This is a genomic window from Gilliamella sp. LMG 34362 (assembly GCF_984569125.1).
This window is the reverse complement of the sequence record NZ_OZ474902.1, coordinates 2483139-2507785: the sequence shown is the minus strand read 5'-3', so window position 1 is coordinate 2507785 and position 24647 is coordinate 2483139. Positions and strand designations below refer to the sequence as shown.

General features: G+C 33.8%; 23 protein-coding genes. 22 read left to right on the top strand and 1 reads right to left on the bottom strand.

Annotated elements, in window-relative coordinates; all coding sequences use genetic code 11:
• The first annotated feature begins 4 nt into the window (after nt 1-4).
• The 7 genes from tmk (at nt 5) to yciH (ending at nt 6622) form a co-directional block, all read left to right on the top strand.
• Nucleotides 5-631 carry a dTMP kinase gene (gene tmk / locus AC5LWZ_RS11430; protein WP_198200978.1) on the top strand — a complete coding sequence of 209 codons (627 nt, stop codon included), beginning with the start codon at nt 5-7 and terminating at the stop codon, nt 629-631.
• Nucleotides 616-1641: a DNA polymerase III subunit delta' gene (gene holB / locus AC5LWZ_RS11425; protein WP_493463737.1), complete on the top strand. Its 1026-nt coding sequence runs from the start codon at nt 616-618 to the stop codon at nt 1639-1641. Before tmk ends, holB begins: the two co-directional genes overlap by 16 nt.
• A gap of 62 nt (nt 1642-1703) precedes the next feature.
• Nucleotides 1704-3104 carry an MBOAT family O-acyltransferase gene (locus AC5LWZ_RS11420; protein WP_493463736.1) on the top strand — a complete coding sequence of 467 codons (1401 nt, stop codon included), beginning with the start codon at nt 1704-1706 and terminating at the stop codon, nt 3102-3104.
• A gap of 18 nt (nt 3105-3122) precedes the next feature.
• Nucleotides 3123-4394 carry an SGNH/GDSL hydrolase family protein gene (locus tag AC5LWZ_RS11415; protein WP_493463735.1) on the top strand — a complete coding sequence of 424 codons (1272 nt, stop codon included), beginning with the start codon at nt 3123-3125 and terminating at the stop codon, nt 4392-4394.
• Entirely contained in the window at nt 4387-5562 is a 1176-nt protein-coding gene (locus AC5LWZ_RS11410; RefSeq protein WP_198247339.1) for a GDSL-type esterase/lipase family protein, read from the top strand. Before AC5LWZ_RS11415 ends, AC5LWZ_RS11410 begins: the two co-directional genes overlap by 8 nt.
• 30 nt (nt 5563-5592) lie before the next feature.
• A complete protein-coding gene (gene pyrF, locus AC5LWZ_RS11405) occupies nt 5593-6300 on the top strand; it encodes an orotidine-5'-phosphate decarboxylase (protein WP_198200968.1) in 708 nt (235 codons plus the stop codon).
• A gap of 1 nt (nt 6301) precedes the next feature.
• Nucleotides 6302-6622, top strand: coding sequence for a stress response translation initiation inhibitor YciH (gene yciH, locus AC5LWZ_RS11400; protein ID WP_305040874.1), 321 nt, complete (start codon nt 6302-6304; stop codon nt 6620-6622).
• Between the two features lie 49 nt (nt 6623-6671).
• Here the strand turns inward: yciH and tmaR are convergent, their stop codons facing one another.
• A complete protein-coding gene (gene tmaR, locus AC5LWZ_RS11395) occupies nt 6672-6992 on the bottom strand; it encodes a PTS system regulator TmaR (RefSeq protein WP_493463734.1) in 321 nt (106 codons plus the stop codon).
• Between the two features lie 304 nt (nt 6993-7296).
• Here tmaR and accD point away from each other — a divergent pair, with 304 nt between their 5' ends.
• The 15 genes from accD to lpxD all read left to right on the top strand — a co-directional run bounded on the left by accD (nt 7297) and on the right by lpxD (nt 24580).
• A complete protein-coding gene (accD, locus tag AC5LWZ_RS11390) occupies nt 7297-8187 on the top strand; it encodes an acetyl-CoA carboxylase, carboxyltransferase subunit beta (protein ID WP_110447116.1) in 891 nt (296 codons plus the stop codon).
• A 6-nt stretch (nt 8188-8193) separates the two neighbouring features.
• Nucleotides 8194-9468: a bifunctional tetrahydrofolate synthase/dihydrofolate synthase gene (gene folC / locus AC5LWZ_RS11385; protein ID WP_493463733.1), complete on the top strand. Its 1275-nt coding sequence runs from the start codon at nt 8194-8196 to the stop codon at nt 9466-9468.
• A 12-nt stretch (nt 9469-9480) separates the two neighbouring features.
• Complete coding sequence (locus tag AC5LWZ_RS11380; protein WP_493463732.1) at nt 9481-10023, top strand: SPOR domain-containing protein; 543 nt, start codon at nt 9481-9483, stop codon at nt 10021-10023.
• A gap of 60 nt (nt 10024-10083) precedes the next feature.
• Nucleotides 10084-10569 (top strand): CvpA family protein, encoded by a 486-nt coding sequence (locus tag AC5LWZ_RS11375; RefSeq protein WP_198201190.1) that lies wholly within the window; start codon nt 10084-10086, stop codon nt 10567-10569.
• A gap of 18 nt (nt 10570-10587) precedes the next feature.
• Entirely contained in the window at nt 10588-12105 is a 1518-nt protein-coding gene (gene purF, locus AC5LWZ_RS11370; protein WP_493463731.1) for an amidophosphoribosyltransferase, read from the top strand.
• Between the two features lie 467 nt (nt 12106-12572).
• The gene (locus tag AC5LWZ_RS11365; RefSeq protein ID WP_493463730.1) at nt 12573-15296 is read left to right on the top strand and encodes an inverse autotransporter beta domain-containing protein; all 2724 of its coding nucleotides are present in this window, start codon (nt 12573-12575) and stop codon (nt 15294-15296) included.
• Between the two features lie 121 nt (nt 15297-15417).
• Nucleotides 15418-16524, top strand: coding sequence for a hypothetical protein (locus AC5LWZ_RS11360; protein ID WP_493457150.1), 1107 nt, complete (start codon nt 15418-15420; stop codon nt 16522-16524).
• 177 nt (nt 16525-16701) lie between these two features.
• Complete coding sequence (locus AC5LWZ_RS11355) at nt 16702-16908, top strand: YheU family protein (RefSeq protein WP_110447122.1); 207 nt, start codon at nt 16702-16704, stop codon at nt 16906-16908.
• 84 nt (nt 16909-16992) lie between these two features.
• Nucleotides 16993-17625: a cAMP-activated global transcriptional regulator CRP gene (crp, locus tag AC5LWZ_RS11350; RefSeq protein WP_110448015.1), complete on the top strand. Its 633-nt coding sequence runs from the start codon at nt 16993-16995 to the stop codon at nt 17623-17625.
• A 46-nt stretch (nt 17626-17671) separates the two neighbouring features.
• Complete coding sequence (gene uppS / locus AC5LWZ_RS11345) at nt 17672-18397, top strand: undecaprenyl pyrophosphate synthase (protein WP_110447123.1); 726 nt, start codon at nt 17672-17674, stop codon at nt 18395-18397.
• Nucleotides 18397-19239: a phosphatidate cytidylyltransferase gene (locus tag AC5LWZ_RS11340; RefSeq protein ID WP_493463729.1), complete on the top strand. Its 843-nt coding sequence runs from the start codon at nt 18397-18399 to the stop codon at nt 19237-19239. Before uppS ends, AC5LWZ_RS11340 begins: the two co-directional genes overlap by 1 nt.
• A gap of 13 nt (nt 19240-19252) precedes the next feature.
• Nucleotides 19253-20575, top strand: a complete 1323-nt coding sequence (gene rseP, locus AC5LWZ_RS11335; protein WP_493463728.1) for an RIP metalloprotease RseP — start codon at nt 19253-19255, stop codon at nt 20573-20575.
• A 25-nt stretch (nt 20576-20600) separates the two neighbouring features.
• Nucleotides 20601-23024: an outer membrane protein assembly factor BamA gene (gene bamA / locus AC5LWZ_RS11330; protein ID WP_493463727.1), complete on the top strand. Its 2424-nt coding sequence runs from the start codon at nt 20601-20603 to the stop codon at nt 23022-23024.
• Between the two features lie 39 nt (nt 23025-23063).
• Complete coding sequence (locus tag AC5LWZ_RS11325; RefSeq protein WP_198200950.1) at nt 23064-23552, top strand: OmpH/Skp family outer membrane protein; 489 nt, start codon at nt 23064-23066, stop codon at nt 23550-23552.
• Entirely contained in the window at nt 23552-24580 is a 1029-nt protein-coding gene (gene lpxD / locus AC5LWZ_RS11320) for a UDP-3-O-(3-hydroxymyristoyl)glucosamine N-acyltransferase (protein ID WP_493463726.1), read from the top strand. Before AC5LWZ_RS11325 ends, lpxD begins: the two co-directional genes overlap by 1 nt.
• Nucleotides 24581-24647: the final 67 nt, after the last annotated feature.

Sequence of the window (24647 nt, the reverse complement as noted above, 5' to 3'; positions counted from 1 at the left end):
TTGTATGACAGGTAAATTTATTGTCATCGAAGGTTTAGAAGGTGCAGGCAAAACAACAGCCATCAATACTGTTGCACGTATTTTAAAACAACATCATATTGCTGATTTACAATTTACTCGCGAACCTGGCGGTACTCCAATTGCAGAAGCATTACGAAATATTATTAAAAATGGTTTAGATAATGAACCGCTAACCGATAAAGCGGAATTGCTAATGCTTTATGCTGCTCGTATACAATTGGTTGATAATGTAATTAAACCGGCATTAAAAATGGGGAAATGGGTTATTGGTGATCGGCATGATTTATCAACTCAAGCTTATCAAGGTGGTGGGCGACAGATCGATAAGGTTTTTATTGAAACATTACAAGCTCAGGTTTTGGGTAATTTTAAACCTGATTTAACCTTGTACTTAGATATTGTGCCAGAACTCGGTTTAATGCGGGCCAAATCTCGCGGGCAGCTTGATCGCATTGAACAACAATCATTACCGTTCTTTGAGCGTATTCGTCAGCGTTATTTACAACTAGCTGAGCGTGATAATACTATTGTTACCATCGATGCCAATAAATCTATAGAAGAAGTGACAGCTCAAATTGAAACTGTTTTGAATTCATGGCTAATAAATTAGGTTTTGGTTTTATGATTTTTAATAAATATCCTTGGCTTGCATTACCTTTTCAGCAACTTGCTGATACGATTGTTAATAATCGGGCACATCATGCCATGTTAATTAATTATATTCAGGGAAGTGGTGAAGAAGAATTGATAAATCTACTGGTTAATCGATTAATTTGTCAATCTTCACAACAATTAGAGCCTTGTGGTAATTGTCATAATTGCCAGTTGTTTTTATCTCAGCATCATCCTGATTATTACGTAATTACACATGAGCAAGGTAAACAATCAATTGGTATTGATCAAATACGTAGTATTTCGACTAAAGTTTATGAAAAATCACAGCAAGGTGGCAATAAAATAATTTGGATCAAACATGCGGCTTCAATGACGGAAGCTGCAGCTAATGCATTGCTAAAAACATTAGAAGAGCCGCCAGAAAATACCTATTTTATTTTGAGTGATGAGCATAATAGCCAATTTTTACCCACAATTCACAGTCGTTGTTTTAGTTATTTTTTACCTATTCCAAAATTAGAACAATCCATTGATTGGTTAAAAAAACAACACAATCACCTATACAGCGATAATGAGCTTGCCACTGCATTATTATTGAGCGAAAATGCGCCACTAAATGCAGCAATATTACTTCAACCTGAAAAATGGCAGCAGAGAAAATCATTTTGTGAAAATTTATTAGAAATCTTACCGCAAAATAATTTTTGGCAATTAGCAAAAACTTTTAATCATGAAGGTTTTTTTGAGCACATTACTTGGTTTTGTGCATTGTTAAGCGATGCCTTAAAAGCCAAACAAAAAGTAGGTCGATACATAGTTAATCGCGATCAAGTGCCTTTAGTCAGGCTACTTGCGACAAAGAATAATGATGAAATAGCTTCGTTGTATCAAATTTGGTTACAAGCGAGGAATTTATTGTTATCGGTCACTGGATTAAATAAAGAATTGATTATTTGTAATGTTTTAGCTCAATCACAACTAATTGGCTATCAGCAGCAGAATTAATAGAGTAATAATATAGAAATAAAGTTTTGGTCAACGGTATATTTACAGATGAAAGGATTGCAGTGAGTTATTTATCGATTGAATTTGGTCTAATTTTTGTGGGTTTCTTTGCGATATATTGGGCTTTTAGATTATTACCAACATTTCAGAATAAATTACTTTTGATTTCAAGTTATCTTATTGTTGCTAGTTATAGTTTTCAGTTTGCTGTTATCCTTTTTATTTATACCTGCGCGATATATTTTGTTTCTGTGATGATTGCTGGTTCCAAACATCATGCTAAGCGATGGTTGATATTAGGATTGGTTGCGGCAATCATCAATTTAGCATTATTTAAATATTTTGATTTTTTTCGATATGAGTTACAGTCATTATGTAATTATTTAAACTTATCAATTTTGATACCTGTTGTTACTGTTCTTATTCCAATAGGCATTTCATTTTATACTTTCCATTCTGTAAGTTATTTAGTATCTATTAAAAAGAGAGAATTACCGGTAGCGAGATTTTGGGATTTTGCTTTGTTTTTAGCTTTTTTCCCCAGTTTAATTGCCGGTCCAATCAATCGAGCAAAAACGTTTCTACCTCAAATAGCGGTAAATCAACCTAGAGATATATTAGAGCCCTTTCGCGCTTTTACATTAATTATTTTAGCCGTCATAAAAGTTTATTGTCTGGGCGGATTAATTAGTGAAAATTGGGTAACGCCAATTTTTTCAAACCCTTTAGAATATAGTGTTATTGATTTATTAGTTGGCTTATATGCTTATGCTATGCAAATTTATCTTAACTTTTCTGGTTATACTGATTTAGTGACAGGGATTGCACTTTTATTAGGTTTTCGGTTGCCGATTAACTTCAATTTTCCTTATTTAGCCTTTAATTTACGTGAGTTTTGGGATCGCTGGCATATTAGCTTATCTCATTGGATTAGAGATTATATATATATTCCTCTCGGTGGCAGTCGTTGTGGTTTTGTTCGCACTCAAGTTAATGTGATGTTAGCGATGTTGCTGTCTGGATTATGGCATGGAGCTGGGATTAATTTTATTATTTGGGGGGCCTGTCACGGTATAGGCATTGTCTTTCTTAATATTTTAGATCGTTTTATAGGTAGAGGATGGATAACGCAACGTTCGCCAACTGTTGCTCGATTATTAACTTGGCACTATATCTGTTTTACCTGGCTATTTTTCTGTTGTGAGAGCTTCACTGATGCATTAGATTACCTATATGCTTTATGCCACAATTTTACCGTAGATTCACATTATATCGGGGCATTTATAAGTATAGGTATCGTATTTTTTATATATCCAATATGTAAAAATATTCCTACTTGGAGTGCGTTACAATTTAGTAAAATAAATAGTATTTACCTGCCAGTCTTTTTTATCTTTATATTATGGCTAACAATCTATTTAGCACCTTCTGGTGTACCAAATTTTATTTATGCTAATTTTTGATTATGATGAAAAATTAAAATGACATACAAAAAAACATTTTCGAAAAATAGAAGAAATACGTCTAAAAAAATTAGGCCACAAAATCAAGTGTTGAAAAATAATAGTTTTAATAATAAGAGAACTAAAAACAATTTTAAAAAATCAGATTGTTTACTAGATAAGCAAGATACGCTTTCTGCAAAAAAAATTTTTTTCCTATTATTTATTACCGGTATTGCATTAATTGCAATTTATCACCGATCAATTTTAATCTATTGGCAACAAACTTATCATTCCGATCTTTTTAATTCAGAAAGTGTTACTCAAGACTTCATAAAAGAGGATTCTGACGAACCTATGGATGAAATTTTATTAGGATCTCAAACAACAACCGTTGAACAGAATGATAACTTAAAAGATGTTAATATTCATTTGGTTAAAGATGTTCTAATTATTTCACAACCAGATGTTGTTAAAATAAACAATACGACTAAACAACAAATACATAATCAATCCATTCCTAATAATAAAGATGTTACTCAATCAAAAAATCAGCCGAATGAGCCAGAAAACAATCAAGCATCTTTATTAACTGATATTGAAACACCTAAAGTGCCAAAACATGATATCCCATTAATTCATGAACCATTACCAATAGTATTAACTGAAAATGATAAGGTCTTTTTTGCCGGTGATTCATTAATGCAAGGCGTTGCACCATATGTTAAAAAAATGTTATTCAAACAATATAAAATAGAAAGCATTGATCTTAGTAAACAAAGCACGGGACTTGCTTACCCAAAAGCCTTTAATTGGCCAAAAACAATTAGTGATAACTTAATTACCGATCCTTCTATTAAATTACTTGTGGTATTTCTGGGGCCTAATGACCCGTGGGATTTTCCCTTAAAAGGATACCCTAAATACGTTAAATTCAAATCACCTATATGGGAAGAAGAATACCGTTTGCGTATAGCTGCTATTTTAAATAGTGCTTATGAGCATGATGTACAAGTCCTTTGGCTAGCAGCTCCTTGTATGCGTAAACCGAAACTCAATGAAGGCATGGTGTATTTAAATATGTTGTATCAATCTGAAATAGAAAAAGTACAACAACATTTTTTAACTACTAATCAGTTATTAGGTTGTACTTATGAGAATTTTACAAGTTTTGTTGAATCCGATAAAGGAAAAATAAAAGTAAGGGTTGATGATGGCGTCCATTTTACCACCACCGGCCAGAAAATTTTAGCCACGGCTATTATGGAAAAAATCATTTTTAAACAATTAGAGGACAATGATAGTGATTAAACTTTTAAAGTATATTCTTACTGTAATGATTGTCACTGTTTCTGTTGGTTGCAGTGTCGCTGAAAGTAGAACAAGTGCACTATCCGGTATTGTTGACTTTGGCGATCCCAATAGCAAACAATTTATCCAACGATTAAACTCATTGTCCAAAAATACAAATAGTAATCAAGTAGTGAATATCACTCAACTTGGCGATTCTCACTCTGCAGCAGATTTTTTTACTGGTGAATTTCGAACTTTGATGCAACAAAAATATGGTAATGCAGGGATTGGCTGGGTCACTCCGGTTGCGATAAAAGGTCAAAGCCATGCAGGGGTAAGTTGGAAAGTAAAAAACTGGAATGTATTAAGTAGCCGTACATTAAGTAATTTAGATTTCCCGATGGGAGGATTTATTGCTAAGCCAACCAAAGATGTAGCGACTATACAGCTGATACCTAAAAATGCAGGCAACAAAAATTGGCGAGTACAATTAACCGTTAAAGTTTTAAAAAATAGTCCTAATTTGTTGAATATTTATGATGCTAATGATAAAAAAATAGATATTAGCTATTCATCCAAAAGTAATGTCTGGCAGACAATATCTTTTATCACTAAAGCACCTTTTTCTATCAAAGCAACTAACGATATTGAAATAGGTGGTATATGGTTAACTCGTTACCAACAATCTGGCGTTGTTGTCTCTTCGATTGCAACTAATGGTGCCAAACAGACAATATGGCAGAAGTGGGGCCCTAACTGGTTAAATGAATTATCGGCATCAAAAAGTGATTTGATTATTCTTGAATATGGTACAAATGAAAGTTTTGATGAAACTTTAGATGCGAATGCTTATCGTAAAAACTTGGTGAAAAATATTCGTCAAATTCGCAAATCCTCACCAAATTCGGTAATATTATTAATGACGCCACCAGATACAATGTTAAATGAAAAGAATTTTCCAAAGTCTTTTGCTAAAGTAATGAGTATCCAAAAACAAGTTGCTAAGTCAGAGAAAACGCTATTTTGGGATTGGCAACTGGCAATGGGCGGCCCTCATTCTATTAAAGATTGGCGTAGGCGAGGCCTTGCTCGTCCAGATTTAGTACATCAAACATTACAAGGTTATAAAGAAAGTGCTCGTATATTCTATGCTGATTTAAGTGAATTTATTAAAAAGAATAGTTAAAAATTTATAATTAAAAGGAATAACTAAGTTATGTCATCTCCAATTATTGTTGCTGTTGATTTTTCTGATACAAAGTCCGCATGGAATTTTATTGATAAAGTTGAACCTAAAGATTGTCGCCTTAAAATCGGTAAAGAATTATTTACTCATGCTGGTCCTGATTTTATTAAACAGATACAACAAAAAGGTTTCGATATTTTTTTAGATCTCAAATTTCATGATATTCCTAATACGGTAGCCAAAGCGGTAGCTGCTGCTGCTGAGTTAGGTGTCTGGATGACAAATGTTCACGCCAGTGGTGGGATTCGTATGATGGAGGCGGCAAAAGATGCCCTTTACCAATATGGAAAAGATGCACCTTTATTAATTGCGGTCACTGTACTAACGAGTATGGAATCTTCAGATCTTAAAGAAATTGGTATTGAGGTATCGCCATTAGAACAAGCAACTCGTTTAGCATTATTGGCCAAAAACTGTGGGCTTGATGGTGTAGTTTGTTCAGCTAAAGAAGTACAGAGCTTTAGAACACGACTTGGTAGTGATTTTAAATTGGTTACACCAGGTATTCGTCCGGCCGGTTCTACACCTGATGATCAGCGACGAATTATGACTCCACAACGAGCGCAAGCAGCTGGTGCAGATTATTTAGTCATAGGTCGTCCTATAACGCAAGCGGATGATCCAAGCAAAGCATTACAAACTATTTTATCAACCCTTGATTCATCTAAGAGCAATTAGTATGTCAGATAATCCAATTGTTTATTCAACTGAGCATGGTCGAATAACACCTGAAAAAGCCACTAAGCCTCGTCCTAAAGGTGATGGTATTATTCGTATTTCACGTCAGACATCGGGCCGAAAAGGAAAGGGTGTTTGTGTGATTGATGGTTTTGACTTAGATGATGGCCAATTACAGCAATTAGCCGCCGATCTTAAAAAACGTTGTGGTTGTGGCGGTTCGGTTAAGGATGGAAAAATTGAGATTCAAGGTGATAAACGCGATCTATTAAAATCACTAATAGAAGATAAAGGATTTAAAGTTAAACTTGCTGGAGGTTAGTAACCAGAAAATAATACCCTTTTTAAAAAGGGTATTATTTGAAAAGAAATTAATTAGAACGGTAACTACGCATTTTTTTACTGATGTCACGACGTTCCTTAGAAATTTCAGCATTTTTGATGATGTAATCATCAACACGATCATCGTAATCGCTCTTCATGTTGGCAATAATAGCTTGAAGCTCTTCGTAAGTCATATCAGGTTTAATATAATCACTTAAATTTTCAAGTAATAATACGCGCTTTTGGTTGTCACGAATTTTCTTCTCGTTATCTGAGATTTCGCGTTTTAATTTGTTTAAACGACGTGACAAACGAATGTATTCAAGAACATCTTGAAATGATGGTGCGGCTGATTTTTCCTTGTCCATCTATAACCCCTTATTTCTGAAAAAATGAAAAACAATTATTCTTTAATTATATACCAATAATTTTTTGTGGTCATATTAAATATAGTTTTATTGTTAAATGTTATACTTAAAAATTAATTTTGATGATTATTTTTGTTTTGTCTGAACTTTTTTAAAGTTTGGTTGTATATTATTTTTAAGTAATATCAAAAATTTTATTGAATTGCGGATAAATTGATATAAAAGCAAAAACAAGTATTAAGAATTATTGCAAAGTATTATACAATACGTCGTTAATTATAGAGTACCGAATGAGAGAATCATAATGAGCTGGATTGAAAAAATTCTGAGTAAAAATAATATATCGTCAGATCATAAAAAGGCGAATATTCCAGGTGGTGTTTGGACTAAATGTAGCAATTGTGAGCAGGTCATTTATCAAGCTGAACTTGACCGAAACTTAGAGGTCTGTCCGAAATGTGATCACCACATGCATATTCCTGCCCGAGTTCGCTTATATCGTTTCTTAGATGAAGGATCTGATGTCGAAATTGGTGCAGAACTTGCTCCGAAAGATATTTTAAGATTCAAAGATACTAAAAAATATAAAGATCGTTTAACTGCTGCACAAAAAGAAACTCACGAAAAAGAAGCTATGGTCGTTATGAAAGGAACACTACTAGGCATTCCGGTTGTCGTAGCTTGTTTTGAATTTGCTTTTATTGGTGGATCAATGTCATCGGTGGTTGGCGCTTTATTTACTCGTGCTGCTGAACAAGCAATTGCAGATAAATGCCCACTAATATGTTTTTCAACCAGTGGTGGTGCTCGTATGCAAGAAGCACTATTCTCATTGATGCAAATGGCAAAAACGAGTGCTATTTTAGCCAAAATGCAAGATGAAGGGTTACCATACATTTCAGTAATGACTGATCCAACAATGGGCGGTGTATCTGCAAGTTTAGCTATGCTAGGCGATATTAATATCGCAGAGCCTAAAGCGTTAATTGGTTTTGCTGGCCCTAGAGTAATACAACAAACTGTACGTGAAACATTGCCAGAAGGATTCCAACGTAGTGAGTTTTTACTTGAAAAAGGCGCAATTGATATGATTATTCATCGTCGAGATATGCGACCAAAAATTGCTGGTTTATTGGCTAAATTAATGAAACTTCCTAACCCTTTTGATAATGTCGTTAATGATGAAACAATTTAATTGATCATGCAAAATAAAATCCCTGATGCCATGTCAGATCTTGAGACATGGCTTTGTTATTTGGAACAGTTACACCCTTCAAGCATTGAATTAGGGCTGGAAAGGGTAAAATCAGTCGCTGAGCGATTAGATCTATTACAACCAGCACCTTATATTTTCACTGTAGCAGGCACTAATGGCAAAGGGACAACTTGCCGTACGCTAGAAATGATTTTACTTGCTGCTAATAAGCGTGTTGGTGTTTACAGTTCTCCACATTTATTACGTTTTACCGAGCGAGTTAGAATCAATAATCAAGAGTCAACCCCATCAGATACTGTTAAGGCATTTGCTGCGATTGAAAAGGCCAGAGGCGATGTTTCATTAACCTATTTCGAATATGCAACACTGGCGGCTTTATATCAATTTAAGCAAGCTCAACTAGATATCGTTATTTTAGAAGTGGGGCTAGGTGGTAGGTTAGATGCCACCAATATTGTTGATGCTGATATTGCAATTATAACGACAATCGGTATCGATCATGTTGAATATCTTGGCAATACCCGAGAAAGCATTGGGCAAGAAAAAGCGGGTATTTTTAAACCTAAAAGCATCGCTGTAGTTGGCGAACCTGAAATACCATCTTCCATTTTAGACGTTGCCCATGCTATAAATTGTCCTATCTTTGCTGTAAACAAAGATTGGTCTTATCAACAAATTGATAAATTATCCTGGCAATTTAATTCTTCGATAAAGCAGTATAAAAATCTTCCGATTCCACATGTACCTCTAGATAATGCTGCAACAGCAATTGCAGCCCTTAGTTATTCACCATTTTCTATTACTCAAAAACAAATAGACAGTGCTCTTGAAAAAACTAGCTTGATAGGACGTTTTCAAATCATCCAATCATCACCAACAGTAATCGTTGATGTTGCGCATAACCCTCATGCGGCCAGTTATTTAGTCAAGCAAATTGAGTTATTAAAACAACAACAACAATTAAAAGTTGGAAAAGTGAGATTTGTGATAGGAATGCTTAAGGATAAAGATATTAAAAGTACTTTATCTATATTTAATGCTGATCAGTGGTATTGTGCTTCACTTTATGGTGAACGGGGATGTAATGCTGATATATTAAAGCAGTTTTTACAAGAAGAAAATGTAGCGAACATTGCAACGTTTGATTCGGTATATGAAGCATATCAAAAGGCTATGCAAGAAGCTAAAGAAGATGATATTATTGTCATTTGTGGTTCATTTCATACCGTTTCTGCCGTTTTGGATACTGTAAGCAACTAGGCAAATGTGAACATGGATAATAATCAAGAGAAAATTAAATGTGGCTCAAATAAAGTTAGAAATCAACTTATTGGTTTTGCTACATTTTTATTAATAATTGCTATTATTGCTCCAAATATAATCACTGATAAATCTAATTCGCAAACATCAACAGTTTCTATATTACAATCAGGTGTAATAGATGAACAAAATCAATATGTTGCTCTGAAAAATGATTCTTCTTATACACCTGATTCAGATCAATATCCTAGCCCTTTAGCTTCACCTGATATTATTGATGAGAGTTTTGATTCTCAAATAACGACATCTTCTGAACAAACTGATAAACCCTATATGATTCAGCTTGGTGCATTAAAAAATAAGAAAAAAATTGAGGAACTAGTTGCCTTATTAAGGCTGAATAACTATAACGTTAGAGTGATACCAAATAATCCTGGGCCAAATCAACTAATGAAATTACAAGTGGGTCCTTATGCGAAAAGAGAACAAGCTGAACAGTTGATTAGTAATTTAAATAATTTAACTAAGTTAAAAGGTGTAATTATTACTAATTAACAACCATTTTATGATGTATAAAGATTAAAAAATATTAATATAAAATTGTGAGTTATTATGATGAATTGGGTTGATTTTACGATTATCGGTGTGATTCTTTTATCTGCACTGATTAGTATTATTAGAGGTTTTGTCAAAGAAGCGCTATCTTTAATTAGTTGGGTGCTAGCGTTCTTTATTGCCAGTCGTTTTTATATGTACATTACTAGTTATTTGACTTATTTTGATAGTGATGTCATTCGGATTGCAGTTGCTATTGCGATACTTTTTATTTCGACCTTAATTGTTTGTGCAATCGTCTCTTATATTATAAGTCAATTAGTCCAAAAAACAGGACTATCAAGCACCGATCGAGTATTGGGAATTTGTTTTGGGGTATTAAGAGGTATTTTAGTTGTTGCAGCAGTGCTCTTTTTTGTTGATACCTTTACACCTTTATCTCAATCTCCATATTGGGTGCAATCACAACTTATTCCGCATTTCCATTTTATCATTCGCTGGTTTTTTGATTTTATACAGCAGTCGTCTTCATTTTTAGTTCAATAAGTTTGAGGTAATCATTGTATGTGTGGTGTTGTTGGTATTGTAGGATGTAGTACTGTTAATCAATCTATTTATGATGCTTTAACTGTTTTGCAACATCGTGGACAAGATGCAGCTGGGATTGTAACCATTGATGAACAAAATCGCTTTCGTTTACGTAAAGCAAATGGTTTGGTAAAAGATGTATTTCAAGAACATCATATGCAACGTTTACAAGGTAATCTGGGTATAGGTCATATTCGTTATCCAACCGCGGGTAGTTCAAGCCCTTCAGAAGCTCAACCTTTCTATGTGAATTCACCATATGGTATAGCATTGGCTCATAATGGTAATTTAACTAATACTGACCAGTTACGAGATAAGGTGTTTGAATTAGCAAGACGTCACATAAATACTAGCTCAGATTCAGAAGTGTTACTTAATATTTTTGCTAGTGAGTTGGATAAATTTCCGACTTATCCGTTAACTGCAGATAATATCTTTAGTGCTGTCCATCAAGTTCATCAAATTATTAAAGGAGCTTATGCTTGTGTCGCAATGATTATTGGTCATGGGCTGGTTGCTTTTCGCGATCCATTTGGTATCCGACCATTGGTTATTGGTAAAAAAGTTATTGATGATCAAAAAACAGAATATATGGTTGCCTCTGAAAGTGTCGCTTTAGATATCCTCGATTTTGAATTTATGCGAGATGTAGAGCCAGGTGAAGCTATTTATATTACTCAGGATGGACAGCTTTATTCTAAACAGTGTTCTGATAATCCGCAATATTACCCATGTATTTTTGAGTATGTTTATTTTGCTCGACCTGATTCATTCATGAATGGTGTATCTGTTTATCAGTCTCGGATATTAATGGGGCAAAAACTAGGACAAAAAATAGCTAGAGAGTGGAAAGATATTGATATTGATGTCGTCATCCCTATTCCAGAAACATCCTGTGATGCAGCTCTTGAAATTGCTCGTATTTTAGATAAACCTTATAGACAAGGATTTGTTAAAAATCGTTATGTAGGGCGCACCTTCATTATGCCTGGACAAAATGCTAGAAAACTTTCAGTAAGAAGAAAACTTAATGCTAACCGTATTGAGTTTGAAGGTAAAAATGTACTTCTTGTTGATGATTCTATTGTCCGAGGGACGACGTCGGAAAAAATTCTTGAAATGGTTCGTTCTGTTGGTGCTAAAAAAGTTTATTTAGCTTCGGCTGCGCCAGAAATTAGATATCCTAATGTTTATGGTATCGATATGCCTGTTGCTAGTGAGCTAATTGCTTATAATCGATCAGTAGATGAGATTGCAAAGGAAATTGGAGCTGATAAATTAATATTTCAAGACCTCTCTGATTTAATTGATTCTATTAGAGAACAAAATCCCAAAATTCCCCATTTAGAATGTTCTGTATTTAATGGCGACTATATTACAGAAGATGTTGATGATAATTATTTTAATCAATTAGAGAATAATAGAGCAGAAACTAAAATATCTTTGCCAATTAAAGAAGCTGAAAATCTTGAAATTTATAATGAAGAACAATAGCAGTTATTTAATATTGCTAAAAATTATGACAAAATTATAATAAATAAATCTGAAGTAGTAATTTCAGATTTATTTATTGAAACCAATCTATTTAATCAGTTTGAAATTTGAACGAGTTGATTAATTTTTTATTAGTAAAAAACTATATTTTTCAACAAAGTAATAAAAAAGCTAATTTATCCTAAAAAACCTCCAAATATAACCCAATGAAAAATAAGGATAAAATTAATCTTTACAAAAAAAATCAAAAAAAAGAATAAAATATTTTGATAAATGACTTTTTTGTAATAAAATTCCTATAAATTTAATCTTTTTGTAAAGAAATATTAATTTTGTAAAAGTGATTTAATAATATATAAATTTAATTAAAAGCAATAAATAATCACAACTATTAATGACAATGCAGTAATGCTAAAAAACATAAAAAACATTGTAATATTGTCAGAGGAATATAAGGAATAATTAAGATGAGAAAGAGTCTTAATTTAAAAATTATCTCAGTTTTCGTAATTGCAACGTTGTCTTTGCAGCCTGTTTATGCTACAGACTCGGAGACAGCATCAAACGCAGTTGATAGTAATAAGATAATTGAATTAAAGAACGGCACTAAAGCTCGAGAAATGATAAATAATCAACAGCGTAGTCTATATCAGATTGCGCTATTAAGTAGTATTTCGATTTCAGAGCTAAGAGCGATGAACGCTGGTCGATTTGACAAGAAAGATGTTGTTGATGTTGGTGAGCGTTTAATTTTGCCAGAAAACTCTCCTTTATTACCTGCTATAAAAGTTAGTAATGATAAAAAGGATAAACATCCGAATTTACCTAAACTAAGTTCTGATGATAATTACGATGTAAAAAAAGATAAAGATGCTTTAGCCACGCAAGTCGCTTCTACATTACAGACTCTTGCTACTCAAGACTGGAAGCAAATTACTTCATCTGATAACGGAGGTATATCTGGTCGTTTGAAAGACAAAGGTAAAAATTACGCTGAAAGTTATGTCCGTAATGGCGTTAAGACGCAAGTTGTTGATCCAGTTCGTAATGCAGCACAGGATTTCTTAGGTCGTTTTGGTACAGCTCAGTTACAGTTTGATTTGAGTGATAAAGGCCAATTTAATAACGTTAATTTAAAATTATTTAGCCCTTGGATTGACACCGAGGATATGTTGCTATTTAGTCAAATTTCATTTCAAGAATATGAACATAATCGCCGTATAGGTAATATTGGTATTGGTCAACGTTGGGATGTTGCCGATAAGAAATGGTTACTTGGTTATAATGTGTTTTGGGATCACGACTTTCAACGAGATCATAACCGTTTAGGTATTGGTGCCGAAGCATGGAGTGATTACATGAAATTTGCGGTCAACTATTATCACCCATTATCGGATTGGAAAAAGTCCAAAGATTTTGATGATTATTTAGAAAGAGCTGCTAAAGGTTTTGACATTCGTTTTCAAGGTTATTTGCCGCAATATCCACATTTAGGTGGTTCGTTAATGTATGAACAATACTTTGGTGATAAAGTTGCATTATTTGGTAAAGATAACTTACAAAAAGATCCTCGAGCGATAACTGTTGGCTTGGATTATACTCCTGTTCCTCTATTCACGATAAAAGCGCAGCATAAACGAGGGCAAGATAACAAAAAAGCTACTACAGCAGAATTAACCATGAATTATCGAATTGGTACGCCATTAAAAGACCAATTAGATCCAGACATGGTGCAATCAGCTCGCTCTTTAAAAGGCAGTCGATATGATTTAGTTGATCGTAACAACTATATTGTTCTTGAATATAAAGAAAAACGAATGACTGTGGATTTAGGGTTAGAATCTGTTCAATTAATTGAAGGATCAACATCTAATATTACTATAGGTTTGCATAATGCTAAAGGTCTATCCCAATTAGAATGGTCTGGTAATATGCAAGATATTGATAATGGTGGCGGTTTCTTATGTTCTGCAACGGGAACTTGTACTGCCTCTTCATGGCTTAACCCACCAACGAGTATTGATAATTGGAAAATAGTTGCGCCGAGGTATCTTGATAAAAACGGTCAACGTCAACCAGTTAGCACCAATGGTATTTATTCTTTATCGGTGACTGTAACTGATGGTAAAGGAAAATCAGCAACATCTAATAGTGTCTCATTTGAGGTTCTACCTAATACTGAACTACGCAAAGTGGGGGTTTGGGCTATTGATAAACTTGGTAAACCAAGTGCAGATCCTATTCAAAATCCAGCTAATGGTTTAGATGCGGTTACGGTAATGGCAACATTGATCATGCCAAAAGATGGAGTAGGAAGCCGAAGTTTGACTGATTATAATGGATTTAGTGATGATATCTTAATGGATAGCATTGCCAATACGTTTGAAGCTTCTGTTACCAATTTGTGGATAGCAACTAGTAATGGTAAACAAATTAATTTAATTGATGGAACTTCTGGAAAAGTGAAATCTTGTCCAACTTCAGATCCTTGTGTCATTGTTAAATCATTCGAAAAAGTTAAGATGGGACAAAAAGTATCTAGTAATGCTGCGACTGCTAAGGATATAGAAGTAATTGGTGATACCTATGCTATTGATGTTGCTTCAAATATCACAGGTACAGTTGATTTTGTAGCTAAGTTAAATAAATATGGTCAATCTTTGAACCATGCTGTTGTTTACTTCAATGGAGGACAAGCAGGTAAGCTTGAGGTCTATCGAAGTGAAGGTAATGTATTAGTCGCAACCAGTGATAATAGTTCTTATCTAGTATTTAATCCAAATGGTCCGAAAGAATGGAAAGTTCACAGTGATTATTATGTAGTCGCTTATGATATGGCAGGAGAAGTAATTCAAGATCCATTTGTTGTCTGGTCACTTGTTGGATCAAATGATAGTGCATGTCCAGGTGATAAGATGACACATATAAAAAATGATTATACTAATCCGGATTATCGAAATGGACCATGGTTCAACGTAAGTATGGGTAGAAATGCACATTATAAGATTCGAGGAATTAAATCGAAAAGAAATGGCAGTAACAGCGATGGTGAAGATAGCTACGCGTTTATAGGTACTAGTATTGAAAAAGTTGATGGTGCACCTGAGTATGTGAATTGGCAACAAGTCTCTATTTCTGAAAAAGCATGTGCTGGTGACCAAGGCTTTTTATTACAAGTTACTGCTTATTAAAATTAGAAGAGTTTTTAATTGTCGCGATTTATCGTTGATAATTTAAAAGGGAACACCAAAAAAATGGTGTATTTATATAAATACAACATGTTAATTTATCAAAGAAAATAGGAAGTTAAACATGAAAAATCTAACAATCAAAAAAGTCGCATTAGGCTTGTTCTTAGCTGGTTATGCAGCTAGTAGTGCCTATGCAGTAGATTTAAAAAGTACAACAAGCAAAGAAATACTAGGTAATGCACCTGTTATTTATTCTGACAAAAGTAAAGAAGAACGACAAGTGACTGTTCGTATTTCAGCAGACGAAGCAGGTGTAACTGCTGGAGGCCCTGATAGAAAAGCAGAAGTTGGTGATTTTATTCACGTCTTTTATGAATTAAGAGATTTAGATGGCGATCTAGATGAAAATGGTGTAGTAAAAGATACACTAAAAGTATGGATTAATGATGGTACAAACTGGGTCAAAGTGAACACTGCTCTTGATATTAAATTCTCCAATGATGGTGAAAGAGGTCACATATATTTCCAAATCCCTGAAGATATGGCCGGTGCGGTGAAAGTTGGTTTACAACTTCAAGAGAAAACTACATTTGGTAACCCAAATACAAACCAATGGTTAGACATTGCTGATATTTGGAGTAATAAAACTCCTGAAGTAAAACCAGAAATTGGTGACAATGACAAACCAACCGACGAAACTGGTCCTGGTGATACAGATCCTGATAACCCAGTGGGACCAATCGTTTCTAAAGAAAGTACAAAATTGGGTATTTTCAAATATGACACAACTGGTGCACTTGATATGACTGTAAATTTAGCTAGTTTGTCAAAACCAGAAGGCATTACAGATGATGTGTGGGCTCAAAAATCAACTCCACGCTATGGGGATCGCTTAGCTGCTGTTGTTTGGCAAAAAGTGAAAGGTGATACAACAGCTACTTCTGTACCAGGTGCTAACGATAGAATAATTACTGCTTCATATAGCTTTACATGGAATCTTTCAGGTCCTTCTAACGACACAACTGGTAATGTAGATTCTTCAGAAAAAGTTACTGCAGGTGTGTATTCTGTAACTGCTGCTAATAATAATGATTCAATTGCTTTAGGTGCGGTTAACGCAGCAGGAGGCAATGTTGCTTTAACTGGAGCAAAACATAACTCAGTATATAGTATCGCTGGTACTAAAGCTGGTATTCAAGGCTTCAAACTTCAAGTTACAGCAAACTAATTATTCATTAGTTATGAAATTAATAAAAACCACTCTTTTGGGTGGTTTTTTTTTGATTAAATGAACTTAATTCAAACTCAATTGCTAAAAGTTATTGGTTAATATAATATTTAATTGTGCACTTCTCAGCATTAAATTGCTACAATAATTAATATAGTCAAATTGATAACTACACTCATGATTATTCCTTGGCAACAACTTGAACCTCAAACATTAAATAATCTTATTGAATCTTATGTACTTCGAGAAGGTACTGATTATGGCTTGCAAGAAAAAACACTTGTAGATAAAGTTAACGAGGTTAAACTTCATTTAATTAATGGAACTGCGGCAATTTTTTGGTCTGAATTACATGAAACAATCGATATCAAAATTATAAAATAATGATTAAAATCGTTTTATTGAGTATATGATTTATTGTGTAACTTTGTTATAGTGTAATTGTAGTAATTGAATGGAGAGGACGGAATAATGATTGGTAAACAGCAATCAGATACAACATTAGAATGGTTTTTATCTCATTGCCATATTCATAAATATCCAGCTAAAAGTACCCTTATTCATCAAGGAGAAAGAGCCGAAACCCTCTATTACATTTTGAAAGGATCTGTTGCTGTATTAATTAAAGATGATGAAGGTAATGAAATGATTTTGTCTTATTTAAATCAAAATCAATTTCTAGGTGAATTAGGTCTTTTCGAAGAGGGCACGGAGCGTAGTGCTTGGGTTAAAGCGAAAACAAGTTGTGAAGTAGCTGAAATCTCCTATAAAAAATTTAAACAGCTTGTACAAGTTAATCCCGATATTTTAATGCGACTCGCTAGCCAAATGGCAAGTCGATTACAAGTTACATCAGAAAAAGTGAGCAACTTAGCTTTTTTAGATGTTGCTGGACGAATTGCACAAACCTTATTGAACTTAACTAAACAACCAGATGCAATGACTCATCCGGATGGTATGCAGATTAAAATTACCCGTCAGGAAATTGGTCAAATAGTTGGTTGTTCACGTGAAACAGTAGGCAGAATTTTAAAAATGCTTGAAGACCAACATTTGATTTCAGCACATGGCAAAACAATTGTGGTTTATGGTACCCGTTGATTATCGAAATTGTAATTAAAATGATTGAGATATTACGAGATATTAAATGACACAACAAAGATATATTCCGAATCATGTCGCTATTATAATGGATGGTAATGGTCGTTGGGCTCAACAACGTAATCAATTAAGGGCGATTGGCCATCGAGCTGGTTTAAAAGCGGTTCGTAAAATTGTTACTCATGCTGCAAAACTAAATATCAAAGTACTGACTTTATATGCTTTTAGTAGTGAAAATTGGAAGCGGCCATCTAATGAAGTTTCAGCATTAATATCACTTTTTATTTATGCATTAAATCGAGAAATTAAAAGTTTAAATAAACATAACGTCCGTTTAAATATTATTGGTGATATCTCAAAGTTTAATGAACATCTTCAAAAACTGATTATTGATGCTCAATGTTTAACACAAAATAATACGGGTCTGGTTCTCAATATTGCGGCTAATTATGGTGGTCGCTGGGATATTGTACAATCAGCACAAAAAATGGCAACTGAGGTTTTGCAAGGAAAAATGAAAATTGAAGATATTAATGAGGATAGTTTTGCATCAACTATTAGTATGAGTGATTTGCCTGAAGTTGAATTAGTTATACGTACTGGTGGTGAATATCGAATGAGTAACTTTTTATTATGGCAAAGTGCCTATGCTGAACTCTATTTTACCGACACACTATGGCCTGACTTTAATTCAATATCCTTTGATGAAGCGATAAATGTATTTAATACTAGAGAACGACGTTTCGGCGGTGTTCAAAATGAGGAACTTTAATGTTAATTCACCGTATTTTAACTGCACTAATACTTATTCCACTGGTAATTATTGCTTTGTTTTTTGCACCATTATCAATATTTTCTTATCTAATGATCGCTGTTTGTGGAATGGCTGCATGGGAATGGACTAATTTTCTCGCTATCACTAAACCATTAAATAAAATTGTTTTTACATTTTTTGTTGTAATGTTATTAAGTTTAGTTTACTTAATTCCAAATACAGAATTAATAAAATATATATTATTCAATTATATAATTTGTTTATCGATTATTTGGTGGTTAGTTGCGTTATTGCTGGTAATTGGTTATCCAAAATCAGCAAAATACTGGTCTAACTCTTTAGTTATTAAGTTATTATTTGCATTTTTTACACTGGTTCCTTTCTTTATCAGTATGATTGAACTGCGATCAATTAATTATACATTAAATACTTATACCGGTGCTGTTTGGTTGCTATATGTATTTGTGGTAGTATGGGCCACCGATACTGGTGCATATTTTGTTGGTAGAACGTTAGGTAAACGAAAATTAGCAGCAAAAGTATCACCTGGTAAAACGATAGAAGGCTTTTTAGGTGGGGTTGGCTCTGCTATTTTAATTAGTATATTTGTTTATTTAACTGGCTATTTTCAATTGAGTTTCACTGCCTTTATATTGAGCTCTTTATTGGCTATTTTGGTTTCAGTATTGGGCGATTTGACTGAAAGTATGTTCAAAAGAGAAGCTGGTATTAAAGATAGTGGTAATTTAATACCTGGACACGGTGGCATTTTAGATCGGATTGATAGTTTAACTGCGGCAGTTCCGATGTTTGCGGCACTATCTTTATATTTACTTTAAAAGGTTATTGATTTTGCTCTGGTCACTGTTGTTATTTATTATTACTATCAGTATATTAGTCACTGTACATGAGTTTGGGCATTTTTATGTGGCTAGGTTATGTAAGGTCCAGGTAGAATGTTTTTCGATTGGTTTTGGTAAAAAACTATGGGCGCGTAAGTTTTCAAGTGGAACTGAATTAGTTATTGCTATGATTCCACTAGGTGGCTATGTTAGAATGCTTGATAGTCGAGCTAGTGAACTAGCGCCTAATTTTGAAAAATTCGCTTATGACAAAAAGAAATTGTGGCAAAGAGCAGCAATTATTTTCGCTGGCCCATTTGCCAATTTTGTTTTAGCAGTGTTTATCTATTGGATTATTTTTTTGATGGGAGTCGTAGAGTACCCCGTTAAAGTAAAAAATGTTATACCTTTAACCCCGGCTGCAACCTTAAATATTCCAGCTGATTCAGAGTTAAAGATGATAGATAATGCAAAAATTGATAGTTGGAATGATGTAAATATTGCATTGATTACAGCTTTAGGAAATCAGAATATTAATGTTACCTATATAGATAGTTCAAATGGCGATAAAACACCAGAAGAAGTGACTAAAAATGTTAATATTAGTCATTGGTATTTTGATATAGAGAAAGATTCTGCTATAAGAGCTTTTGGTTTTATACCTAAACAGTTGGAAATTTATCCAATTGTAAGTAAAATTGTGACTGATTCAGCTGCAGAGCAAGCGGGTTTGCAAGTTGGAGATAAAATTATCAGTTATAATAATCAGTTATATACAAATTGGATTGATTTTACTAATACAATAAAAAAAGCTGAAATCATGGTATTGAAAGTGGATCGTAATGGTAAAGATATCAATCTAACTTTAACACCCAAAATAAATAAAAATGGAGAGGGTGTTGCTGGATTTTACCCGACATCTGATTCAGTAATTAGGCAGTATAGTTTTTTAAATGGATTTGGCAAGGCGATGGAACAAACTATATTAACAACTAAGTTAACTGTTCGATCTCTTTATCAATTAGTAACAGGTGTTATTGGCCTTAAACACTTATCAGGACCAATAACTATAGCAAAAAGCGCAGGGCAAACAGCAAGTTATGGTTTTACTCCTTATTTATATTTTCTAGCTTTTATTAGTATAAGTTTAGGTGTAATCAATCTTGTTCCATTACCAATGTTAGATGGCGGGCAGTTGCTTTTTTTATTATTTGAAAGAATAAAAGGAAATGCCTTATCAAATAAAGCACAAGAGCGTTTTTTTCGTATCGGATTTGTTTTATTAATGGTAATAATGGGAATTGCACTATTTAATGATATTTTACGATTGTAATGGGATGAGGTTATAAATATATACGATGAAAATAAATAACTTACTTATAGCATCTTTGCTGTTTAGTACTACAGCAGTATATAGTTCCAATGCATTTTGTGTTGATGATTTTGTAGTTAAAGATATCAAGTTTGAAGGCCTACAGCGAGTAACTGTTGGTGCTGCCATGCTTGAAATGCCTATCCAAGTTGGTGATTATGTAAATGAAGCTGACTTAGGCCGTATTATTAAATCTCTTTACTCAAGTGGTAATTTCGATGATATCACCGTATCAAGAGATGGCGATAGGCTGATTGTACATGTGCAAGAACGTCCTACTATTGCCAGCATTACTTTTTCCGGTAATAAATCTGTTAAAGATGATATGTTGAAAAAGAATTTAGATAGTACAGGTATTCGAGAAGGTGATGCATTAGATCGCACCATGCTCTCAGGTGTTGAAAAAGGTTTAGAGGACTTCTATTACAGTGTGGGCAAATATAATGCTCAAATTAAAGCTGAAGTTACACCATTGTCTCGTAATCGTGTTGATCTAAAATTAGTTATTGCTGAAGGCAAATCTGCGTTAATTGATCAAATCAATATCGTAGGTGCAAAAGCTTTTTCATCAGAAGAACTGATTTCTCGTTTTACATTACGTGACGAGGTTCCGTGGTGGAATATGTTAGGAGACCGTAAATATCAAAAACAAAAATTAGCAGCTGACTTAGATGAATTACAAAGCTTTTATCTAAATCGAGGTTATGCTCGTTTTAATGTTGAATCAACACAAGTTAGTTTAACTCCAGATAAAAAAGGTATCTATGTAACTATTAATATCCATGAAGGTGAGCAATATAAATTGTCTGGCTTGGATTTCAAAGGTAACTTTGCTGGTCATAGAGAAGCAATAGCTAGAATAGCTAAAGAAAAACTAACTGTTGGAGACCTTTATAGTGGTAGAAAAATTACTGATATCGAGGATAATGTAAAACGTTTATTAGCTAATTTTGGTTATGCTTACCCACAAGTATCTATTCAACCCGAAATGGATGATGCATCACATACTGTTAAATTGATAGTATTAGTTGATGTTGGTCAACGTTTCTATGTCCGTAATATTAAGATTGTCGGAAATACAATTACTAGTGAAAGTGTTGTTCGTCGTGAGCTTCGTCAAATGGAAGGTTCATGGTTAAGTAATGGTTTGGTCGAACTTGGAAAAGATCGTTTAAATCGACTTGGATTTTTTGATTCGGTAGAAGCGAATACTGAACGTGTTCCTGGAGTAGATGATCAGGTTGATATCATCTATAAAGTTTCCGAACGAAATACAGGTAGTATTAAATTTGGTGTTGGTGTTGGCTCTGATAGTGGTGTTAGTTTTAATGCTGGTATTTCTCAAGATAACTGGTTAGGTACTGGTAATAGTGTTTCTTTTGATATTAATACTACTAGCAATGATAAAACAGCATCAATATCGATTGTTGACCCATATTTTACAGTTGATGGTGTCAGTTTAGGCGGTAGTGTTTATTACAATACTTATAAAACTGATAGCGATGATGATGAGTCAGAATATTCAAGTAAAACCTGGGGCGCTACAGCTAATTTAGGTTTCCCAATAAGTGAAAATAATTTTCTTCGTTTTGGCGCAGAATTTGCTAACCATCAATTAACTGATATGCAGGCGCAGTATAATATGTGGCGCTATTTTGAATCAATGGGTGAAAATATGAAAAATAAAGATAAATCTTTTTCATATGATACCAACGATTTATTGTTAAATGCTTATTGGACATATAATTCATTAGACCGCGGATATTTTCCAACTGATGGTTTAAAAGTGACAGCAAATTTAAAAGCAACAGCACCAGTCTTTGATAACCGATACTATAAAATGGTTACTGATGCATCTTATTACTATCCAATTGATGGAGATCATAATTGGGTGTTCTTAGCTCGTGGTCGATTAGGCTATGGTGGTGGATTTGGTGGTAAAGAATTACCATTTTATGAAAACTTCTATGCAGGTGGTTCAACCGTTTTACGTGGTTTTAAGTCGAATACTGTTGGGCCTAAAGCGGTATATTTTAATAAAGATGGTTGTCGAACTCTAAATGATACATCGGGATGTGAAAAATCTAAAGATGCTATCGGGGGGAATGCTCTAGCATTTGCCAGCACAGAATTGGTTGTCCCTACTCCATTTGCCAGTGAAAAATATGCCGATAGTATTAGAACATCAGTATTTTTTGATGCCGGTACTGTTTGGGATACCGAATGGGATCTAAAAGGAAAAAATATTCCTGATTATAGTTCCCCATCGGATATTAGAATGTCAGCGGGTCTTGCTGTTCAATGGATGTCTCCATTAGGTCCATTGGTATTTTCTTACGCACAACCACTTAAGAAATATAATGGTGATTCAGCACAACAATTTCAATTTAATATAGGTTCAACATGGTAATACCAAGTTGTGAATAACTAAAATATATAGGTGAATAAAGTGAAAAAAATTATATCTGTTCTTGGTCTTAGTGTTGCATTGCTTTTTACTGGTGTAGCAAATGCTGAAATTAAAATTGGTGTTATTGATGTTATGTCCGTGTTACAACAAATGCCACAACGAGAAACGGTTGGAAAAGCTTTAGATAAAGAATTCGAAGCGAGAGCGAAAACATTACAACAAGAAGAGAAGAAAGCTAATGAAGCGGCAGCGCGTTTAAAGAAAGATGGTTTAACTTTATCGTCTTCTGAAAAAACAAAATTGAATAAAACTATTTCTGATTTTGAAAATAAAGCAAAAGCTTTTTCAAATGATTATCGTAAACGAGAAACAGAAGAAGCCAGTAAATTATTAACTAAAATTCAAGAAGCTGTTAAAAAAATAGTTGAAGAAGAAAAATATGATTTAATATTAAAAGCAGAAGCAACTTTATCGGCTTCAGATGCAGTTGATATTACAAATAAAGTTTTGGAAAAGGTTAAAAATTAATGTTTGCTTTTCGTTTAGAGCAATTAGCTGAACAGTTGGGTGCTACTTTATATGGTGATGGTGAATTAATCATCACTGGCGTGGCATCAATGAAAAGCGCCACACAAGGTCAAATAACTTTTTTGTCCGATAAGAAATTTCAAAATAATTTATCTAGCTGTGATGCATCTGCTGTTGTCATGACTGAAGATAGTCTTAAATATTGGAGTGGGGCAGCTTTAATCGTAAAAGATCCTTATTTATGTTATGCAAAATTAGCCCAAATTTTGGATACCACTCCTTTGCCAGCTAAAGATATTGCTGATTCAGCAGTTATCGATCCCACTGTGAAACTAGGTAATAATATTGCTATCGGTGCCAATGCCGTTATCGAAAGTGGTGTTGTTCTTGGTGATAATTGTATTATTGGTGCCGGTTGCTTTATTGGCAAGGATACAATTATCGGAGCGGGTACAAAACTATGGTCTAATATATCTATATATCATAATTGTGTTGTTGGTGAAAATTGCTTAATCCAATCAGGAACTGTAATTGGTGCTGATGGGTTTGGTTATGCTAATGATAAAGGTAAATGGATAAAAATTCCTCAACTAGGCCGAGTTGTAATAGGTAATAATGTTGAAATTGGCGCATCAACTACTATAGATCGTGGTGCTCTAGATGATACTGTTATAGGCAATGGTGTCATCATTGATAATCAATGTCAAATAGCTCATAACGATATTATCGGTGATCATACCGCTGTTGCTGGGGGTGTAATCATGGCTGGAAGTTTAACTATTGGTCGTCATTGTTTAATTGGTGGTGCAAGCGTCATTAATGGACATATGGAAATTTGCGATCAAGTTACAGTAACAGGAATGGGAATGGTAATGCGTCCAATTACCGAACCTGGTGTATATTCATCGGGAATCCCATTACAACAAAATAAAGTATGGCGTAAAACAGCTTCATTAGTATTACATATTGATGAAATGAATAAACGTTTGAAAGCACTTGAGAAGAAGCAGTTAAATATCTCGACGTAGTCGATTACGGTCGGTATAATGCTTTCCTATTTTGTAAAATTAATTAGCTCAATTATTGTTTATAATA

What these genes read in the sequence shown, in the direction of transcription:
- tmk (WP_198200978.1), top strand. Translation starts at nt 5, where the DNA reads ATGACAGGTAAATTTATTGTCATCGAAGGTTTAGAAGGTGCAGGCAAA.
- holB (WP_493463737.1), top strand. Translation starts at nt 616, where the DNA reads ATGGCTAATAAATTAGGTTTTGGTTTTATGATTTTTAATAAATATCCT.
- AC5LWZ_RS11415 (WP_493463735.1), top strand. Translation starts at nt 3,123, where the DNA reads ATGACATACAAAAAAACATTTTCGAAAAATAGAAGAAATACGTCTAAA.
- pyrF (WP_198200968.1), top strand. Translation starts at nt 5,593, where the DNA reads ATGTCATCTCCAATTATTGTTGCTGTTGATTTTTCTGATACAAAGTCC.
- yciH (WP_305040874.1), top strand. Translation starts at nt 6,302, where the DNA reads ATGTCAGATAATCCAATTGTTTATTCAACTGAGCATGGTCGAATAACA.
- tmaR (WP_493463734.1), bottom strand. Translation starts at nt 6,992, where the DNA reads ATGGACAAGGAAAAATCAGCCGCACCATCATTTCAAGATGTTCTTGAA.
- accD (WP_110447116.1), top strand. Translation starts at nt 7,297, where the DNA reads ATGAGCTGGATTGAAAAAATTCTGAGTAAAAATAATATATCGTCAGAT.
- folC (WP_493463733.1), top strand. Translation starts at nt 8,194, where the DNA reads ATGCAAAATAAAATCCCTGATGCCATGTCAGATCTTGAGACATGGCTT.
- AC5LWZ_RS11380 (WP_493463732.1), top strand. Translation starts at nt 9,481, where the DNA reads ATGGATAATAATCAAGAGAAAATTAAATGTGGCTCAAATAAAGTTAGA.
- AC5LWZ_RS11375 (WP_198201190.1), top strand. Translation starts at nt 10,084, where the DNA reads ATGAATTGGGTTGATTTTACGATTATCGGTGTGATTCTTTTATCTGCA.
- purF (WP_493463731.1), top strand. Translation starts at nt 10,588, where the DNA reads ATGTGTGGTGTTGTTGGTATTGTAGGATGTAGTACTGTTAATCAATCT.
- AC5LWZ_RS11365 (WP_493463730.1), top strand. Translation starts at nt 12,573, where the DNA reads ATGAGAAAGAGTCTTAATTTAAAAATTATCTCAGTTTTCGTAATTGCA.
- AC5LWZ_RS11360 (WP_493457150.1), top strand. Translation starts at nt 15,418, where the DNA reads ATGAAAAATCTAACAATCAAAAAAGTCGCATTAGGCTTGTTCTTAGCT.
- AC5LWZ_RS11355 (WP_110447122.1), top strand. Translation starts at nt 16,702, where the DNA reads ATGATTATTCCTTGGCAACAACTTGAACCTCAAACATTAAATAATCTT.
- uppS (WP_110447123.1), top strand. Translation starts at nt 17,672, where the DNA reads ATGACACAACAAAGATATATTCCGAATCATGTCGCTATTATAATGGAT.
- AC5LWZ_RS11340 (WP_493463729.1), top strand. Translation starts at nt 18,397, where the DNA reads ATGTTAATTCACCGTATTTTAACTGCACTAATACTTATTCCACTGGTA.
- bamA (WP_493463727.1), top strand. Translation starts at nt 20,601, where the DNA reads ATGAAAATAAATAACTTACTTATAGCATCTTTGCTGTTTAGTACTACA.
- lpxD (WP_493463726.1), top strand. Translation starts at nt 23,552, where the DNA reads ATGTTTGCTTTTCGTTTAGAGCAATTAGCTGAACAGTTGGGTGCTACT.